The sequence below is a fragment of the Vibrio sp. 16 genome (genome assembly GCF_963681195.1).
GTDB lineage: Bacteria > Pseudomonadota > Gammaproteobacteria > Enterobacterales > Vibrionaceae > Vibrio > Vibrio sinaloensis_D.
Window position 1 is genome coordinate 1,296,974 of sequence record NZ_OY808997.1, and the last position, 18,352, is coordinate 1,315,325.

The following is an 18,352-nucleotide window of genomic DNA, read 5'->3' on the forward strand; positions in this document are numbered from 1 at the left end:
AAAAGAATACTTATGGCTGCATCGCACCTGAAATCAGCAGCGCCATAAGGGGAATTTCTTGGCCACTCTTAAACAATAAATTGCCTTCTTTTAGCTCTGCGTTGATTTGATAACCTTTGTCCGTTTGCTCGACAAACTCCATCACGATCGCTTCATCAACACCTTGCTTAATAAATGGGTATTGCTCAACCAATTCATTGGAGAAGAAGGTATCCAATTGACCAGTCAGTGCTGGAAGGATCATCGCAGGGTTTTGGGTGATGTTGTCTGTACCCTCAGGCAAGGTGATTTTCCACTGGCTTTCAAACTCGCCATTCTCTCCTAACGTTAAGGCCATTTTGTTCATCGACAAGTAGAAACCTTTTTCGACCAAGGTTTCAACGTAAGGAATCGCGTTTTGTACATCTTCTTCCGTTAACACTGGATTACTTTGATAAAGATTCAACAAATGTTCAAACGACTCGCTGTCGAGGTTACCCAGTTCAACATCAACCAATAACTTGTCTACCGTTCCTTCTGTGGTCACCAGATCTTCTACCGAAAAGACATGCTGACTACTGACACGCTGGGTCGTTTCTTCTACTAGTGAAGAAAACTCGTACTGTGCGTTTTTCATGCCAAACATAGTCACTTGGTCAGTGCTTGAGATAGAAACATCACCAAAGCGCATCATTTGCTCACCAAGCCATAAGCCATTTGACATACGACCTTGGCCACTACCTTTCAGTGCAGACAGCAGTAATTTCTCACCACTATTAAAATCCACTTCGACTGAAGGTACGTTGAGATCATAGGTTATCTCCCCGAGGACAGTCGCATGACCTTTAAGGACAGAACGAGAAATAGACACCATCGCGCCGTCAACATCGTCAGTGGCTTGATGCCAAGCGTCAAACGTGAGGGTAAAGTCGGTATTGCCGTTTAACTGTGTCACCGTATCAAGAGTCACGGGTAGTTCATCGACATCATCCAGTACTGAATGCGCTTTTAGGCTCAGTAAACCGTGAGAAACATGACTATTCACTACAAACTGGTTAGGTAAGCCATCTGCGGCTAGCATCTCTGCCATTTCTGGGTCAGTGACCACGTATCGCGTTTGCACTTCTGAAGAGAGATAGCCACGGTCATACTTGACGATTTCTGCCGTTACACTCCCCGAATTCAGTTGGTTTATACCATCAGTCACCACATTCTGGCCGATTTGACCAACCGCAAGTGGCCAACACAAAGCAAGAGCAATCGCGCCACCAATAGCGCCATATTTTTTAAGCTGGTTCATGTCATCATCTTTAACAATAAATTTGATTTAGTGTACACCAAAAAACATTGAGATAAATCAGAGTATTGGCTTTCTTCCAAAATGAGCAAGCATTCTAGTACTCAGCTCTCAAACAAACTCGCGCGAGCCTGATACAGTAGCCAATGTATTTGTCGAATGAGAGCCCATACGTGAATCAATTTGCCGTTTTGTGTCTTGATAATAATCCCGTCAGTGTCGAACAACTGCGTCGTGAGTTGAGCCCTTTTTCATCTCGATTCGATCTACATACTGAAGACTCAATTGACGATGCAAACGCTGCATTGGATTACTGCTTGGAGCAAAAGCAGACCGTCGCATTAGTTATCGCCAGCCACAACGAAAGTTTCAATGGCGCTGATTTCTTAATCCAGCTCGACAAAATGAGCCACACTCAGCAAGCTCGTAAAATCCTGATCAGTTGCGGTCAAGACATTCAAGCCATTCTGTCTGCTGTCAACGACGGACGCCTAGATCACTGTTTAACTAAACCGCTACAAGACAACCTCGTCCATAAAACCGTCCAAAAAGAGCTCACGACCTTCATTCTCGAGAATGACTCGGAAAACCTGCTCCATTACAGCCAAATACTCGACCACCAGCGCCTACTTAGGGCTCACATCGACAACAAAATGCGCTCGTATCGAGAAGGGTTTATTAGTGAACACCATCGACTCTCCGATCAAGAGCTCGCCCAACAAGTCACCGATGCCCTACTCGCCTTTTTCGCAGACAAAGATGAAACCAAAGCCTGCCGCACGTACTCCACCGATCACCTACTAACCCGAGAAGGGGAAGAAAATAGCTTTTTGTGGTTCATTACCAAAGGTGAAGTTGCGCTATACAAGAAAGACGACACGGGCGTACAACGAGAAGTCGTTAGGCATACACAAGGTAACATTGTTGGAGGGATGTCCTTTGTGACAGGAGAGCCCTCTTTTTCAACGGCGATTACGCTTAAACCGACCGAGGTGATCAAGCTCAAGCGGGAAGTGTTTGCCGAGGTAATGCACTCAAACACCGAATTATTGCCGCTATTCACTAACTTACTGCTGCGTCACTTTAATCGTCGCTTGCAGCGAAGCATCACGACAAAACTTGAACTGCAGAAAACGCTAGAGTCACTCGAACAGGCACAAAAACAACTGGTTGAGAGGGAAAAAATGGCCATGCTTGGCCAGTTGATCGCGGGCGTCGCACACGAGCTCAACAACCCCGTCGCCGCCATCTTACGTGGGACAGAGACGTTAACCGATAAAATACAGATCTTGGTCGACGCACCTAAACTCGATAGTAATAGCAAAAACATCGAAATATTGACGCACGCACTTTCGGCAAAACCGCGATCAACTGCAGACGAACGTGCGTTAGTCAACACGGTCAACGAGCAAATCAACAACCGGAGAGTAGCTAAAAAACTGGTTAAGTTAAACTTACACCAATATCAACCTTGGCTCGATCGCGCCCAAAACTCAGACCCAACCCTGCTCGGCGATCTAGAGCAACTTGAACACTATTACCTTGCAGGGTCGACGCTCAGATCAATCAACGTCTGTGCGCTACGAATCGCCGATATGGTCAAAAGCCTTAAAGGGTACGCGCGTTCTGATGATGAACGATTCCACCGAGCGGATATCCACGAGGGTATCGAAGACACCTTGGTGATATTCGAAAGCAAACTCAAACTTCACAAGGTAGAAAAAGCGTTTTGCTCGACAAACTCAGTGTACTGTTTGCCCATCGCCCTTCAGCAGGTTTGGACCAACTTAATTTCTAACGCCATTGATGCGTTCCCTGCAAAAGGAAAACTGCGCATCACGACTGAACTGGTGACAAAAGACAGACGCCAATGGTTTGTGGCGAGCTTCGAAGATAATGGACACGGTATCCCTGTTGAACTTCAGCAGCAGATTTTTGAATTGAATTTCACGACTAAAAAAGAAGGCAACTTCGGTTTAGGGATTGGGTTGTCCGTTTGCCAACAAATCGTTCGACAACACGGCGGCTTCATCAGCGTCGAGTCAGAACAACACCAATACACAAAAATGTCGGTTTGGCTGCCCTTTAGCCAAGACTAACCAATAACGAGGAACTTAACATGAGTAAATACCTTATCTTATGCGTCGACGATGAAAGAGAAGTTCTTGATAGCGTTGTCCAAGATTTGGATGAATTCGAAGAGCATTTTTCGTTAGAGGCAGCCGAATCTGTTCAAGAAGCCAAACAGATCATTGAAGATGCTGAACGCGACGGCATAAAATTGGCGCTCATCCTTTGCGACCATATCATGCCCGAGCAAACCGGGATCAGTTTTCTTATTGAACTAAACGAGCAAGCATCCACTCAAGCGACACGAAAACTGCTCCTCACTGGCCAAGCAGGACTCGAAGATACAGTCGAAGCCATTAACCACTCTAGCCTTCACTTTTACATTGCTAAACCTTGGCGTGGCGATGAGTTACGTAACGTCATCAAAGAACAATTGACCCAATACATGATTGAGAACGAGCCTGAACTCATGCCCTGGGCATCAGTACTGAACACTGAAAAAATATTTGAGGAAATGGCGAAAAATCGCCTCAATTATGGTGAGTAGTTAAACGATTTTGGCACATAGCTTGCTAGATTCTTATTATCACGACAAAACAATGACATTTTTATAGTGGCAACCGCTTGGATGCATTATGATGTCGATTTATCGTCATAGCGAGTCGTCGCTTAAGACCAAGGAAATTAACAAGATAAAGGTTTATCGTCCTTATGCGTAAAACAATCTTAGCCGCAGCTTTAGTGCTAGCATCTGGTCAATCTTTCGCTCAAATTGATCCAAACAGCCCAACCGTAATGAGCAACTTTAGCTACGACTACGTTGAAGCTCGAATTGGCGCAAGCCCAGTGACTTTTGGTGCTGCAATGAGCAAAACTGTTCACCCAAATGCCCACCTTATTGGCCGTATTGACTCTGAATTCGAAGGTGATTTTGACGCAGGCGCGGGTTTTGGCTTCCACGCACCTATCAATAACTGGGCTGATTTCACTGGTGAAATGTTATTCCGTTTGGTGGACAATGATGACACAAGCGGCACCGACACAGGTCTTGAACTGAACCTAGGTGTTCGCCAATGGCTTGGTCCGCAACTCGAAGTGGGTGGCAAAGTTGGTTACACCTCTATCGATAGTGAAGAAGATTGGATTGGTTCTGCATACGCACGTTTCCACTCAACAGAGCTGTTTTCGATCGGCGGTGAAGCGCGCATCAATGACACGTATGGTGATCAATTGATGTTTACCACGCGTTTCAAATTCTAATCCGTTTAGAATCTTAAACAAAAAACCGAGGCACTTGCCTCGGTTTTTTCATTCTGATTGCTGCAATAATAACAAGTTGATATACCAACCTTTATGGGCAGCTTGCCAATAGCTGGCGTTTGCGTGGCTCTTGGATTAATTTCCAGTGAATACCATCGATAGCACCGGCAAACTTCCAAAGTAGCTTAACGTCTACATCGCTTCCGTAGGCTTGCTTAACTTTAGCAAATACCGCCGGAGCACCTAGTTCCATAAACGTATCAACATCATCGATGCCTGCTTTTTTTACCATACGCTCTAAAGTGAGCTGCATGTTTGGCAAGTCTCGCAGTCTACGATTTGCCGCAGAACGTTTAAACTGTCGCTCAGAAACCGAGTAATCGATAGATTGCTTAACAAGGTCATCCAAACGATCGCTGTCCGATTCAAACAGCTCCGTAATATCATAATAATTTACGGTCGCCGTTGTCTGTTTCTTAACATGGCGATATTTCTCGCAACCAAGCTGAGAAAACTCTTTATCTAAATGGTCCCCACCACGGATAAAGATCTTGTTTGCGCTAAGTAAAGCGAACATGGCGTCTTCCCTGAACAATCCTGTTCCACCAAACATCGAACGCTTTTGAAACATGCCAAACTTGTTTACATATTGAATAAAATGTTGCTCTGTCATATCCATTGATCCTTCAAATATCGAAACCCCGATTATTTACGATCACCAGATAGCAGCAGTTATAAGCGAAAAATCTGTCGGTTGAACTATGAAATTTATAATGTTGTTCGTCCAACCACAGCAAGTACCCAAATGATAGTTAACGAAACGAAATAAGTCTGTGCATACGTCACATCGATTAAACTTAATGACGAATTTTATGAGAGATCAATCACGCCTAAGTCCCCACCATGCAGAAGTGCGAGCAATTTCGCTCGTGAAATATGTCGTTGCGAAAAATATCAATATTAGAAAGCAATTGTTTGCTTAAATACAGAGAGAAACGTTACACTGTAAACGTTGAATTTACTTTCTAATACTGTATGAATCACCTAGCATTTTACTGGCTCCCACAAAATAAAGACCTATTAGTCAAAGGTATTGAGACTGAGTTTTCTCAACTTATTGAGCATTCTATCGCTAATAAGAAAATATCACTTCCTCCAATTCCTGACGTAGTCTTAAAGATTCAGCGTTTGTGCACCCAAGATACAACCACGGTAGCAGATGTCGCAGACTCACTGTTGGAAGATCCTGGGCTCGCCGCTATTGTTATTCGCGTGGCAAATTCGGTGATATTTAACCGCCGAAACATCACATGTACCGACTTGGTTACCGCGGTGTCTCGGTTGGGCATTCTTCGAGTACGAGATATCGTGACTGCACAAGCGATTGAGCAGTTGAAACACTCTGTCAATTTAAGCGGTTCTTGCAACAAAATCTTAGTTCAAAGTGCGGCGAATTCTCGCGAATTGGCGGCAACGATGGTCCTAGTGGCAAAAGGATTCCGTGAAAGTGGCTCACAGGCATACAAGCACCTAGAAGCGGACAAAGCGCTACTTACTGGTTTGCTCGCTGACATCGGTCTTTTCTGTATCGTCAACGAGTACCACTACTATTTGGAAAATGGCAACTACCTTGACGAAGAAATCGCTTTCCAGATCTTCGACAATCAATGTTCCAAAGCGAGCAAACTTGTTTTAGAAAGCTGGGGGTTTGATGATGACTTCTTAGAGGTTGCTTCAAATCAAGCGATTAAACCATCGGAGAAAGCGGTCAGCTATCTTGCGTTGGCGAGAATCGCAAATCATATCTTAATGTTCCGCCGTCAAGACGAAAACATAGATGAACATTCGGTAGAATTTGACGTTACAGGTGCGGATATACTGTACAAACTCAGTAATTTAAGTGATATTGAGTTCAATGCGCAAATTGATGAGTTAATCAGCGCGAGTGGATTGTAATGTACAGGAAGTATCATGTTTTCAGGGATGTTGTTTATCTTTACCCCGCTTGTTGTCGGGTATTTCATTTCGATATCAAGCCAGTCACTGCTCAATAAAATCAATAAGACCACCTCAAACCTTATCTACGTCATACTTGCACTGATGGGTTTGAGCTTGGCTGCCCTCGACAACCTCGGGCAAAATCTGCAAATTATTTTAAAGTTCACTGCGGTGTTCTTTACTTGCCTGAGCTTAGCTAACCTAGCGGTATTGCCCTTAGTCGATAAGTTTTTACCCATCCAAACCGACGCCAGCAATAGCAAACTTCCCTTGTCTAGTATGGCGTTGGAATCAGTTAAACTCATCCTTGTGGTCGGCAGCGGTTTAATTGTCGGATTGGCACTGCCTTATGAACTCAATTGGGTCGATACCGCGAGCGAATGGATTCTCTTCTTATTGCTGTTCTTCATTGGTATCCAATTGCGCAATAGCGGTCTAACATTACGCCAAATACTTCTCAACAAGCATGGGATGGTGATTGCATTACTCATTATAGTGAGCTCGATGCTTGGAGGGATTATTGCCGCGCAAATCCTCGAAATTGACCTATTCAAAGCGCTCGCGATGTCTTCTGGATTTGGCTGGTATTCATTAGCAGGCATCTTGATGGGTGATGCATTTGGTCCGATTTACGGTGGCGCGTCATTTATGATTGAGCTGCTGCGAGAGTTGATCGCATTGGTGCTGATTCCTTTATTCATTCGCACGCGACCATGCACTGCAATCGGCTACGCGGGTGCAACAGCCATGGACTTTACTTTGCCGGTCATACAAACCACAGGTGGCGTTCGATGCGTGCCTATTGCTATCGTCAGTGGGTTTATTCTCAGTCTGCTTGTGCCAGTTATGATGCTGTTCTTTGTCTCTCTTGCAAGCTAGATCTCAGGAATCATTGTCAAAATTCACTATATTAACCACGACGCTCAATATTAATTTAGAAAGCCCTAATTTAAAGTCGCCCGTAGAATTGAAATACAATCTACGGAGCCTATAAGAACGATTATTCAAAAGGAATCAATATGAAACGCCTGATTGTTGCACTCGCTCTAAGTGCCTCATCGTCCCTCGCTGTTGCAGCCGACAATGCTTGTCTATCAAAAAAATACGATGCTTATATCGATGCATCACTGCATTGGTATGAAGATTTGTCAAAACTCACTGCTGAGCAATATCCGGATTTAGCCGAAGTTTCTAAATGGTTTCTGAACGGTCGTGTGAATCACTTTGAGCTTAATCGTGCCGCTGTCCACTACTACCTTGACAATGACGCAACGAAAGTTGCAACAGCCCAACCCGTCGAAGGTTGGTTACAGTTGGAACAAAAAGACATCAAAGTGCTTGCGTCGCGTAGTGATGAGCTAGGGCAACTGGCCAAAACCACTTTTGCAGACCGCCAAGCCAAGCCACACGAAAAGAACTACGAATTGCGTTCAGCGTTTGCCGATCTTTTAAGTCACCCTACAAAAATCGACTCCGCATTGCAGCGCTATAATGCAGCGATCAAAGAGTTGGAGTCGATTAACTGTCAATAACGTATTGCCGATTTTTCGCTCAAATCGCAACCAATTTGACGGACTTAAAACTAAGATTAGCGAATTTAAAACGGGACTTTGTGCCCGTTTTCGTTTAGATTGTCCCGCTTGCAAGAAAAAAGATTAGAGCAATGTAGCTGTATGGTATCTGAACATAAAACGGCTGATGTGAGCTTCGAAAGTTTACTTCGAATTTTCACAGTACCTGAAGGGCCAGACTCAACGCTAACCCAAATTGACGAAGAGCTATCACGCAACTTAAATAAGTTTTTGCGTGAGCATATCGTTGCTGAAGAAAAACCGCTTTGGGAGATTGAGAAAGATTTCTCTAACGCGACGATTCCTGAGCAACCGGAGTTCGTTTCGGACCATACACAACACCTGCTCGATACACTCGTCTCTCACTCCGTCCATACTTCGGCACCAAGCTTCATTGGTCATATGACATCCGCATTACCCTATTTTCTAATGCCCTTGTCTAAAATCATGATCGCACTTAACCAAAACTTGGTGAAAATTGAGACATCAAAAGCGTTTACTCCGCTAGAGCGTCAAGTTCTTGGGATGCTGCATCGCCTTATCTATCACCGCGAAGACTCTTTCTACAGCCAGTGGATGCACAGCGCAAATCATTCCCTTGGCGCTTTCTGCTCGGGTGGTACCATCGCCAACATCACCGCGCTTTGGGTCGCTCGCAATAATGCGCTGAGAGCACAAGGTGAGTTCAAAGGTGTAGAAAAAGAAGGCTTATTTAAAGCGATGAAGCATTACGGCTATGAAGGATTAGCGGTATTGGTTTCAGAGCGCGGCCACTACTCATTGAAAAAAGCCGCAGATGTTTTAGGCATCGGCCAAGAAGGGTTGGTTGCTGTCAAAACAGACAACAACAACCGCATCGACCCTGTTGCCTTGCAAGAGAAAATCGCCGAGTTAAAGCAAAGCAACATCAAACCTTTCGCTGTGATTGGGGTAGCTGGCACGACGGAAACAGGCAATATCGATCCTTTGCGTGATATCGCCAATATTTGTTCACAAGAAGACTGCCATTTCCACGTCGACGCTGCTTGGGGTGGCGCGACTTTAATGTCAAACAACTACCGTCAATTGCTCGATGGGGTGGAACTGGCTGACTCAGTGACTATTGATGCGCATAAGCAGCTCTACATCCCAATGGGTGCGGGAATGGTGCTGTTTAAAAACCCAGACGCTATGAAGTCTATTGAACACCACGCTCAATATATTCTGCGTAAGGGCTCGAAAGACCTTGGTAGCCACACACTGGAAGGATCGCGTTCCGGTATGGCGATGCTGGTTTACGCAGCCATGCACATTATCAGCCGTCCTGGGTATGAATTGTTGATCGATCAGAGTATCGAGAAAGCCAAGTACTTTGCTTCATTGATCAAACAGCAGCCTGACTTTGAACTCGTTTCAGAACCAGAACTGTGTTTACTTACCTATCGCTACATCCCAACTCATGTGCGTCACGCGTTAGAAAAAGCAGACTCCACCCAAAAAGCAGAACTCAATGAGCTTCTCAACGAGTTAACGAAATACATTCAAAAGCGTCAGCGTGAAACGGGTAAGTCCTTCGTATCAAGGACTCGTTTAAATCCTAGTCAGTGGGAGCGTTTGAATACCATCGTATTCCGAGTGGTGTTAGCCAACCCGTTAACCAGCCGAGACATTCTTAGCTCTGTTTTGGTCGAGCAACGTGAGATCGCAAAAACAGCACCGAATTTAATGGCTAGAATCGAATCAGTCGTCGATTCAATCAGCAACAAGTGAAAGTTTCTTTCTAAGATCTTGTAATTCGAGCAACAATACTGGCCAAATAAGCAATGAAATGTGCGGGTTAGATTTCATTTGTGTAGTTTTGACAAAATTTAGTTTGAGGCTTGTCATATTATCACCACTTCGAGCCGATAATTGTTACTGTAAACCTATGGCTTAGGTTTATACTGGCCCTATGGCGCTAGATAGTGAGTACCTATTAGGGAACAGTTTGTTTCCTCTCGAATATTTCGATTGGTATGTCTAGCGAGTTGTTCTCTTACCCTCGTGAACACTATGAACACATTAGAAAAAATTCAGAAAAACCTAGAGAATTTCAGTAAGTCAGAACGCAAAGTAGCGGAAGTTATTATGGCGTCTCCACAAACTGCGATTCACTCTAGTATTGCTACGCTGGCAAAGATGGCTGATGTAAGTGAGCCAACGGTTAACCGCTTCTGTCGACGCTTGGATACCAAAGGTTTTCCAGACTTTAAACTGCATTTGGCCCAAAGTTTGGCGAACGGTACGCCTTACGTAAATCGTAACGTTGAAGAAGACGATGGACCAGACGCCTACACGCACAAGATTTTTGAATCGACTATGGCGTGTCTGGATGTTGCGAAAAATAGCCTTGATTCGATGCAAATCAATCGTGCTGTAGATCTGCTAACCCAAGCGAAACGAATTTCGTTTTTCGGTTTGGGTGCGTCTTCTGCAGTGGCGAAAGACGCGCAAAACAAGTTCATTCGCTTCAATATTCCAATCACTTGTTTTGAAGACATCGTAATGCAGCGCATGAGTTGTATTAACTGTACTGACAATGATGTGGTTGTGTTGATTTCTCATACAGGTCGTACCAAAAGTCTGGTTGAAATTGCCAACCTTGCTCGCGAAAATGGTGCAACGGTGATAGCGATTACCGCGAAAGATTCACCGCTTGATAAAGCAAGTTCATTGTCGATTTCTCTTGATGTCCCAGAAGACACAGACGTGTACATGCCAATGGCAAGTCGAGTTGTTCAGATGACCGTGATTGACGTTCTTGCAACAGGCTTTACATTGCGCAGAGGCACAGGCTTTAGAGAGAACCTTAAGCGTGTTAAAGACGCATTAAAAGATTCTCGTTACGACAAGCTATCTCAGTTTTAAAAAAGGAGCCTTAGGCTCCTTTTTTATTACTCTTGTTGTAAGTTTGACGTTTTGTTTGGCTCCACATAACCACTACTGTGGATCAGTTCCGTTTTCGACAGCTCACCAACAGGCTGAGCTTGCTCACAATCACCCCGACATTCGCACACTTGCTCAAGAATGTAAGTGAGCCTCTCTTTCGTCAGTGGTATTGGGTTGCCACGAATCGCCACAGATTTAAGCGCATCTTCCGCGACCGTTTCAAACGACGTTGCGCACACCCCAAACTGACTGAGTTGCGGCAAGTTTAGCTTAGCGAGCGCCCAACTTACCCAAGTGATCGCTTCTTCTCGACTTGCGTCTTCTTTCCCAGTTAACAGCTTCGCCATATGGGTATAGCGGCTTAACAAATCGTTTCTTCCCTGCTGTTGCGCTACCTTGATGTTCTCAGCCATAACGTGAGGAGCAAGTCTAGCCGTAATAACGCTGTGCGGTGCTTCCAACTTCCCCCCTAGTGCAGACGCAAGTCCGTGAGCCGCACCTAATTTCGCATTGGTAATGGCCATGCCTCCTAGCATCGCCGCAAAAGACAAATCAGAGCGGGCTCGAAAATCATCGTCAATACACCCTGCAAGTAACGAGCGGCTTAACCGTCGGAGTCCCTCTTCGCAAATCATATCCGTTAATGGATTAGGATCACCACACACGTATGCTTCCATTAAATGAGTAAAGGTATCCATGGCCCCTCTACCCGAAGTATAGAGATCGGTGCCATAGGTTAACGTTGGGTCAACGATCGCAACGTCAGCGAGCATATCAGGGCTACGAAGGCTGACTTTCACTTGATCCTGTCCTGAGCGCAGCACAGCATTTTTAGTCACTTCCGATCCCGTGCTTGCAGTCGTTGGAATGGCAATAAAGGGTAAAGGTTTCGATTTAAGAGGGACATTTCGCCCTACCACCTCAACATAGTCATACACATCCCCTTGATTGGGTATCACAGCAGCGAGCGCTTTACCCATATCAAGTACGCTACCACCACCTATCGCCACCACCATATCTGGCTTGAACTTGCGTCCGACTAACGCCGTTTCTTCAACCATTGTGATATTGGGTTCGCCAGATATAGCAACATGCTGATAACGCATGTTTTGTGATTTGAGATAATTGATAAGCACTGAGGCACGATCAGTCGTTTTTCCGGAAACCAATAAAACGCTATACCCAAACTGGTTGAGTACAGACAGCGAGGACTGAAGCGCTCCTTCACCAAATATGATTCTTGTGGAGGTCATAAACTGAAACATAAACAGGACTCCCCTTAAGCAAGCCTAAACTCTTTCTAGCATGCCTTTGTCTAGGTGAAATAAAATTGAACTGGTGCAACTTGTACAAAATAACCTTGTTAATAATAGTGTTTTATCGACCAAATTCGCTTTTTATACCGCGAACTCACTAGTACCGATCAAATTTTCGTCAATAGGTTTCATCTATCGAAACAACAGGTAATTGCTTCTTTATTTCCGACTCTGGATCGGGCATAGTTGCTTTAACAAAAAATAGGAGAAAGAATATGTTCGTAGTTATCTTTGGTCGCCCAGCTTGCCCATACTGTGTTCGTGCGAAAGAGCACGCAGAAACGCTTAAAGCAAAGCGCGATGACTTCAACTACCGCTATGTAGACATTCATGCGGAAGGCATCTCGAAAGCTGACCTAGAGAAGACAGTAGGCAAACCGGTTGAGACTGTACCTCAAATCTTTATCGACCAAGACCACATCGGTGGTTGTGATGACTTCGAAGCATACGCAAAAGAGCACCTAGGTTTATTCGACGACGAGTAATCCACTGTTTCAAGAAAGCCGCTTAACGCGGCTTTTTTAATGCCTATAGTTAGCTCCGCTTGACCGATATTTGGCATTCGTTCTTGTTATGTAAACTCAGAGTAAAATATAAAAAATTTCACTATCCATTTCACAGCATTGAGATACAATTCACATACTTAACTTACCCCGGCAAAATACAAGACCTGCCCAGTGAACATCGACGTCGTACAATTGCTCGAGCAAAACCCTATCCTCCTCATTTTTGTGGTTCTCGCCATCGGTCTCGCGATTGGCAAAATTCGTTTCGGAAACCTTCAACTTGGTAATTCAATCGGCGTATTGGTTACCGCGTTGGTCATGGGACACCTTGGTTTCACCTTCAACGCTGACGCATTAACCATTGGTTTCATGCTGTTTATTTACTGTGTTGGTATAGAAGCAGGGCCAAACTTCTTTGGTATTTTCTTCCGTGATGGTAAACACTATTTCATATTGAGTATGGTGGTGTTGTCGACAGCTGTGTGCATCACTTACTTTGGCAGTCATTACCTCGGCTTAGGGTTCGGATTATCAGCCGGTATGATGGCAGGTGCACTCACCTCGACTCCTGTTTTAGTTGGCGCCCAGGATGCATTAACTTCAGGTCTAGCAACGGTTCCACGCAACATGGACTTCTCGTTGGTGCTTGAGAATCTTTCTGTGGGCTACGCGATGGCTTACCTGATTGGACTGATCAGCATGATCATGTTTGCAAAGCTGTTACCCAAGTTACAAAAACAAAACTTATCGGATTCCGCCCAGCAAATTGCTCAAGAACGTGGGCTTGGTAGCACTGGGCAAAGAAAGGTCTACTTACCGATCATCCGCGCTTACCGAGTCGGCCAGGAGCTGATCGATTGGATTGATGGCAAAAACCTTCGAGAGCTGGGTATTTATCGTCAAACAGGTTGTTATATTGAACGAATCCGTCGTAATGGGATTCTCGCTCACCCTGATGGTGACGCCATTTTGCAAGAAGGTGACGAAATAGCGTTAGTCGGCTTCCCTGATAGCCACGCTCGCCTTGACCCAAGCTTTAGAAACGGCAAAGAAGTATTTGATCGTAACCTGCTCGATCTACGCATCGTCGAAGAAGAAATCGTCGTGAAAAGTGATGCGATTGCAGGAAAGCGTCTTTCTGACCTCAACCTGTCTGAATACGGCTGTTTCTTGAACCGTGTAGTTCGCGCTCAAATTGAAATGCCGATGGACTTGGACATTGTTCTAGCCAAAGGTGATGTCCTGCAAGTCAGTGGCGAGAAAAGTCGCGTCCATGGTCTTGCAGAGAAAATCGGTTTCATCTCAATTCATAGCCAAATGGCGGATCTGCTCGCTTTTTGTAGCTTTTTTATTCTTGGCATCATGTTCGGCTTGATCACAATGACCTTCGGGCATGTGTCATTTGGCTTGGGTAATGCGGTTGGTCTTTTACTCTCTGGCATTACCTTAGGGTTCTTACGTGCGAATCACCCTACGTTCGGCTATGTCCCTCAAGGGGCGCTCAACATGGTCAAAGACTTAGGTTTGATGATATTCATGGTCGGCATTGGCTTAAGTGCCGGTGGAAAAATGTTTGAGCATCTATCACAAGTGGGCGTTCAGGTCATCGGGTTAGCATTTTTGGTCAGTGTACTGCCTGTTGTTTGTGCTTACTTAGTTGGCGCCTACTTACTTAAGATGAACCGAGCCTTGTTGTTTGGTGCCATCATTGGTGCGCGCACTTGCGCTCCGGCGATGGACATTGTGAATGACTATGCGAAGTCGACGATTCCAGCCTTAGGCTATGCGGGCACATATGCTATCGCCAATATCTTGATGACGTTGGCAGGTACTATTTTGATAATATTGAGTTGACCCCAGACAACGTAAAAGAGGAGGCATTGCCTCCTCTTTTTGTTTACTGCTTATAGCGGCCAAACGGTTGTCCCATCAACAGGAATCTCTGTCTTCGCGAACTCATCTCGGCAATAGCCCGTCCCACTTGTTGCAAAGTAGCTCAGAGGCATCGACTCTAGGCTCTTCGCGATCACCTCTTGCTTCGCTTTGTCCGAGAAGCTGAATCCCCACATATCCAAGTACTGGCGCATATCGCGGCTGGTTATCGTACTAAATGCAATTAGCAGCCAATCGTTATTGCTGATTGCATTTGCTTCATCACGACTGTAGCTCGTAAAACCAATGTTGGCTCGGTTTGCCAACCAGAGTTCATCATCACTTTTTAGGCGATTGAACTCTCGTTCCAAGATATGCAACCGACCAAGCAAATGCCAACCATTGTTAACCACACCTTGGTTCTCTGCTTGCATCATAATTTGGATAAAAACTCGTGCGCCCCAACTCCAGCCAGTCTGATTTTGTGCCGCCATAAAAGCGTTAGGGTCTGGGTTCAAACGACTTTGTTGCAACAGCTGGTATTGACCAGCAAAATCCAAATTCTGGCAGGTTGATTCCCTACCCGTCTCAGCGAGGTAGCGTGACTTACTGTAGTAGGAGTAATAATTCGTTGTCGAGTGTCCTTCCCAGTCAGCAAATCTGAAACGCCCTTTTTCTAATCCATGACCAAGTTCGTGCAAATCTCCATGCCCCAATGGGTGGAAAGACCAATACGCATCATATGGATTTCCAGAGCAGCCATAACCACACGTCGCTTGGTCCGCATTCATGTGTTTCACGATATCAATCGTTTCGATCTGCCAACCTTTGGTTTCAGCGTATTGATGGATATCGACGATCCTATCAATTCCCGGTCCTTTAAATCCCGCCAGTGCATGAGGCAAGTTATGAACGTAGCGCTCGGTTGCTAGTGCCATATCGGCAGGTTGTGCCCAGTCCTCCGCGCCGATTGATTCCATCATTTTGTCTGTTTTTGAATGTACTTCGAAACCCGGGGTTATCAACTCCGCCCAGTCAAATTGGCCCGCATTCAGTTGAGTCACAAAATTCTCGTTATCTTCACTACTTCGCCAAACGGGATGACGGGCCACGCCTTGGAATGTAAGCTTCACAGGTTGATTATTGGTATTAAAGTGTACTTGAACAGGGCCACCGTAGGACGACGTTAAGTGAATCGTTTCACCAGGTTGTACAGTGTAGGCATGTGACGTTAGCAATTTAGGTCTAGAGTAACCATTTTTGGAAAACTCATGCGTGGCGCCGCTTCGCAATGTGTTGACGACAATTTTTGTTGTCACCGGAGAGCGATCATTTCGGGTAACAGTGAATGTTTCTCCAGGCAAAGCATAAACACCCGCAGCGCGAAAGTTCCGTTTTGAATCCAGATTTACGGTATGGGTAACGCGCTCGACTTGATCATCGAATTCGCTGCGGCTGAAGTTACCCATGTCTGGCTGCGCGGGGTTAATGTCGCGGCTATTGTACTGAACGTAGTCAGCAAAGTAGGAACGCAGAAAATTGATACGCTCTGTGGTGCTTTTATCCATTGGGAACTGTACGTCTTGGCGAAAGTGGTCTGCCAATAGCACAATCGATTTTTCATACTCATAGCCTTTTGAGTCGAACAAACGAATCCCCTGCTCATCCAACGAACCTAGCTGATTTCGAATACTTTGCGCCGCGGAGTAAAACTCCGTCGCCATGTTCGCCTCATCGGGACAGGATTTGTCGTCACATAGGGTTAAATCAACCGTGAATGAGTCATCCTCCAAACGTTTGAGTAATGCTTGCTGCAACTCAATGTGTTCAGGAACCGTATTCAGTAGTTCGTTACCATTCCAATCGGAAACACCGAGCTTGCGCCAGTAGTTATCGCCAACATAGTTGACGCGAAATTCGCGAAACAGCGATTGTCCTAATGCGGTCATTCCGCCATCCCAATGTAGATACAAGAAGGGGATGTTAAGTTGCTTAGCTCTCGCCACAGCCTGCTTGACCAACTCAAGCTCGTCTGCTTGCTCAAGATGCTGAGAGAGAATCAGTAAATTAGGTTTGGCTTCAACACAAGCCAGCAGCGATGCACCGTCACAAGTGTTTGCGTCGTTATATTTGAGCCTGTTTCCGTAACGAGCATCTAGCCACTCTCGCGTTGCTGTCTCGTCTGGAAAGTAGTAAGACTGATCCATTTGCGCTATGACCACCTTGGTCTCGCCAGCGAATGGAGCCCCATTTAGCCAAACCAGTAAGTTATCCATCCATTGTGCCATTTGGTCATTGACCGATGATGGAAAGCGCTTTGACGTACGAAATGGATTACTTGCTAACACGGCATATCGACTGGGTTCAACTCCAGCGACACCAATCGATAGCGTCTGATCCGTGTAGCCATCTTGCATCGCTTTATTGGTCATTAAGATGGTATCGTTGAAACCATAGGTTGGAGACAAAATCGCCGCGTCATGAGTCGGATCCCAGAATAAGCCGCTTGTCTCACCATTAATGGACTTTTTGACCTGATCAAATACCTTTTTATGACTTGCAACCCATGTTCGGTTGTAAGAGATAAACGCATTCGCGTCTTTCACGGCAAGTGCATTTCCGGAGATAAGTGCTCTTTCTACTTCGGTTAACGTCTCCTTTGCGGGCGAATCACTACCTCCTCCGCCACCGCAACCTATTAGAAAGAAAGATAAGGTAAAGGCTAAACCTGTGTATGTCTGTTTTTTACTCATGTTCTTGATTATTGTTATGTCAGTATCGCGAGTGTAAGTGAGCAAAGAGGCAAAGTAATCTGGTGGTGAAAAGCGAATTTGAAAGTTTGAAGCGTGATAACAAAACGAAAATAACAACGGCACCAAAAGGTGCCGTTTTTGCTTAGCTCAGAGGTCTTAGGTAAGCCAAGAAGCGCTTCTCGGCATGTTTGAAACACCAAAGAATGATAAAGGTCAGCGCCATATAGAATAATCCGGCCGTTAAGAAAGACTCAAACGGCGCGTAGTAACGCGAATTCACCAATCTAGCAGCACCCGTTAAGTCAACGATAGTCACGATGCCTGCAACTGCGCTTCCGTGAAGCATGAAGATCACTTCATTACTGTAAGCTGGCAACGCTCGTCTCAACGCACTTGGCAAAATGATTCTTCGGTAAGTCATAAAATGACTCATGCCATAAGCTTTCGCAGCTTCCACTTCACCTTTTGGTAAACCGTTGATGGCGCCACGGATGATCTCTGCTGTATAAGCGGAGGTATTGAGTACAAATGCGACTAAAGCACAGAACCAAGCATTCTCCCACAGCGTGTCTTTAACTGGGAAAAACTGATCCATTCCGTAGTAGATCAAATAGAGTTGAATCAGTAACGGGGTACCACGGAAGAAGTAAATAAACGCCCAACTTGGTCCTGAAATAAAATAGCTCTGGCTATTGCGAGCAACACCAAGTGGTATGGCAACAACTAAACCGATGACCAATGCAAGGCAAACCAGCCATACGGTCGTCCACAAACCTTCCAAGTAGACAGGTAAACTTTCGACGATCAATGAAAAGTCCATACT

General features: G+C 45.2%; 15 protein-coding genes. 10 read left to right on the plus strand and 5 right to left on the minus strand.

Annotation, left to right across the window (positions count from 1 at the left end; genetic code table 11):
• Positions 1-10: 10 nt before the first annotated feature.
• Positions 11-1,279, minus strand: coding sequence for a DUF945 family protein (locus tag U9J37_RS05730; protein ID WP_005474088.1), 1,269 nt, complete (start codon positions 1,277-1,279; stop codon positions 11-13).
• 170 nt (positions 1,280-1,449) lie between these two features.
• Here U9J37_RS05730 and U9J37_RS05735 point away from each other — a divergent pair, with 170 nt between their 5' ends.
• From U9J37_RS05735 to U9J37_RS05745, 3 genes are all read left to right on the plus strand, one after another.
• Positions 1,450-3,375 (plus strand): ATP-binding protein, encoded by a 1,926-nt coding sequence (locus U9J37_RS05735; RefSeq protein ID WP_322413938.1) that lies wholly within the window; start codon positions 1,450-1,452, stop codon positions 3,373-3,375.
• Between the two features lie 20 nt (positions 3,376-3,395).
• Positions 3,396-3,893, plus strand: coding sequence for a response regulator (locus U9J37_RS05740; RefSeq protein ID WP_005474065.1), 498 nt, complete (start codon positions 3,396-3,398; stop codon positions 3,891-3,893).
• A 164-nt stretch (positions 3,894-4,057) separates the two neighbouring features.
• Positions 4,058-4,606 carry a hypothetical protein gene (locus U9J37_RS05745; RefSeq protein WP_005474055.1) on the plus strand — a complete coding sequence of 183 codons (549 nt, stop codon included), beginning with the start codon at positions 4,058-4,060 and terminating at the stop codon, positions 4,604-4,606.
• 91 nt (positions 4,607-4,697) lie between these two features.
• Here the strand turns inward: U9J37_RS05745 and U9J37_RS05750 are convergent, their stop codons facing one another.
• Positions 4,698-5,285, minus strand: coding sequence for a TfoX/Sxy family DNA transformation protein (locus U9J37_RS05750; RefSeq protein WP_005474063.1), 588 nt, complete (start codon positions 5,283-5,285; stop codon positions 4,698-4,700).
• A gap of 356 nt (positions 5,286-5,641) precedes the next feature.
• On the opposite strand from U9J37_RS05750, the gene U9J37_RS05755 reads away from it, so the two are divergent.
• The 5 genes from U9J37_RS05755 (at position 5,642) to U9J37_RS05775 (ending at position 11,061) form a co-directional block, all read left to right on the plus strand.
• Entirely contained in the window at positions 5,642-6,562 is a 921-nt protein-coding gene (locus tag U9J37_RS05755) for an HDOD domain-containing protein (RefSeq protein WP_005474131.1), read from the plus strand.
• Between the two features lie 15 nt (positions 6,563-6,577).
• Complete coding sequence (locus tag U9J37_RS05760; RefSeq protein ID WP_005474108.1) at positions 6,578-7,483, plus strand: LysO family transporter; 906 nt, start codon at positions 6,578-6,580, stop codon at positions 7,481-7,483.
• 140 nt (positions 7,484-7,623) lie between these two features.
• Positions 7,624-8,136, plus strand: coding sequence for a hypothetical protein (locus U9J37_RS05765; RefSeq protein ID WP_005474104.1), 513 nt, complete (start codon positions 7,624-7,626; stop codon positions 8,134-8,136).
• A gap of 141 nt (positions 8,137-8,277) precedes the next feature.
• Complete coding sequence (panP, locus tag U9J37_RS05770; protein WP_005474061.1) at positions 8,278-9,924, plus strand: pyridoxal-dependent aspartate 1-decarboxylase PanP; 1,647 nt, start codon at positions 8,278-8,280, stop codon at positions 9,922-9,924.
• A gap of 282 nt (positions 9,925-10,206) precedes the next feature.
• A complete protein-coding gene (locus U9J37_RS05775) occupies positions 10,207-11,061 on the plus strand; it encodes a MurR/RpiR family transcriptional regulator (protein WP_005474070.1) in 855 nt (284 codons plus the stop codon).
• A gap of 26 nt (positions 11,062-11,087) precedes the next feature.
• On the opposite strand, the gene U9J37_RS05780 is transcribed toward U9J37_RS05775, so the two are convergent.
• On the minus strand, positions 11,088-12,347 hold the full coding sequence (locus tag U9J37_RS05780; RefSeq protein WP_322413939.1) for an iron-containing alcohol dehydrogenase: 1,260 nt from the start codon (positions 12,345-12,347) through the stop codon (positions 11,088-11,090).
• Positions 12,348-12,613: 266 nt separating this feature from the next.
• Between U9J37_RS05780 and U9J37_RS05785 the strand changes: the two genes are divergently transcribed.
• Positions 12,614-12,883: a GrxA family glutaredoxin gene (locus U9J37_RS05785; RefSeq protein WP_038134227.1), complete on the plus strand. Its 270-nt coding sequence runs from the start codon at positions 12,614-12,616 to the stop codon at positions 12,881-12,883.
• Between the two features lie 192 nt (positions 12,884-13,075).
• Complete coding sequence (locus tag U9J37_RS05790; protein WP_038191153.1) at positions 13,076-14,758, plus strand: aspartate:alanine antiporter; 1,683 nt, start codon at positions 13,076-13,078, stop codon at positions 14,756-14,758.
• A gap of 50 nt (positions 14,759-14,808) precedes the next feature.
• On the opposite strand, the gene U9J37_RS05795 is transcribed toward U9J37_RS05790, so the two are convergent.
• On the minus strand, positions 14,809-17,529 hold the full coding sequence (locus U9J37_RS05795; RefSeq protein ID WP_043887270.1) for an ImpA family metalloprotease: 2,721 nt from the start codon (positions 17,527-17,529) through the stop codon (positions 14,809-14,811).
• Positions 17,530-17,671: 142 nt separating this feature from the next.
• Positions 17,672-18,349: an ABC transporter permease gene (locus U9J37_RS05800; RefSeq protein WP_005474963.1), complete on the minus strand. Its 678-nt coding sequence runs from the start codon at positions 18,347-18,349 to the stop codon at positions 17,672-17,674.
• Between the last annotated feature and the right edge of the window lie 3 nt (positions 18,350-18,352).

Coding starts and splice junctions, on each gene's coding strand:
- U9J37_RS05730 (WP_005474088.1), bottom strand. CDS start 1,279: ATGAACCAGCTTAAAAAATATGGCGCTATTGGTGGCGCGATTGCTCTT.
- U9J37_RS05740 (WP_005474065.1), top strand. CDS start 3,396: ATGAGTAAATACCTTATCTTATGCGTCGACGATGAAAGAGAAGTTCTT.
- U9J37_RS05745 (WP_005474055.1), top strand. CDS start 4,058: ATGCGTAAAACAATCTTAGCCGCAGCTTTAGTGCTAGCATCTGGTCAA.
- U9J37_RS05750 (WP_005474063.1), bottom strand. CDS start 5,285: ATGGATATGACAGAGCAACATTTTATTCAATATGTAAACAAGTTTGGC.
- U9J37_RS05755 (WP_005474131.1), top strand. CDS start 5,642: ATGAATCACCTAGCATTTTACTGGCTCCCACAAAATAAAGACCTATTA.
- U9J37_RS05760 (WP_005474108.1), top strand. CDS start 6,578: ATGTTTTCAGGGATGTTGTTTATCTTTACCCCGCTTGTTGTCGGGTAT.
- U9J37_RS05765 (WP_005474104.1), top strand. CDS start 7,624: ATGAAACGCCTGATTGTTGCACTCGCTCTAAGTGCCTCATCGTCCCTC.
- panP (WP_005474061.1), top strand. CDS start 8,278: ATGGTATCTGAACATAAAACGGCTGATGTGAGCTTCGAAAGTTTACTT.
- U9J37_RS05775 (WP_005474070.1), top strand. CDS start 10,207: ATGAACACATTAGAAAAAATTCAGAAAAACCTAGAGAATTTCAGTAAG.
- U9J37_RS05780 (WP_322413939.1), bottom strand. CDS start 12,347: ATGTTTCAGTTTATGACCTCCACAAGAATCATATTTGGTGAAGGAGCG.
- U9J37_RS05785 (WP_038134227.1), top strand. CDS start 12,614: ATGTTCGTAGTTATCTTTGGTCGCCCAGCTTGCCCATACTGTGTTCGT.
- U9J37_RS05795 (WP_043887270.1), bottom strand. CDS start 17,529: ATGAGTAAAAAACAGACATACACAGGTTTAGCCTTTACCTTATCTTTC.
- U9J37_RS05800 (WP_005474963.1), bottom strand. CDS start 18,349: ATGGACTTTTCATTGATCGTCGAAAGTTTACCTGTCTACTTGGAAGGT.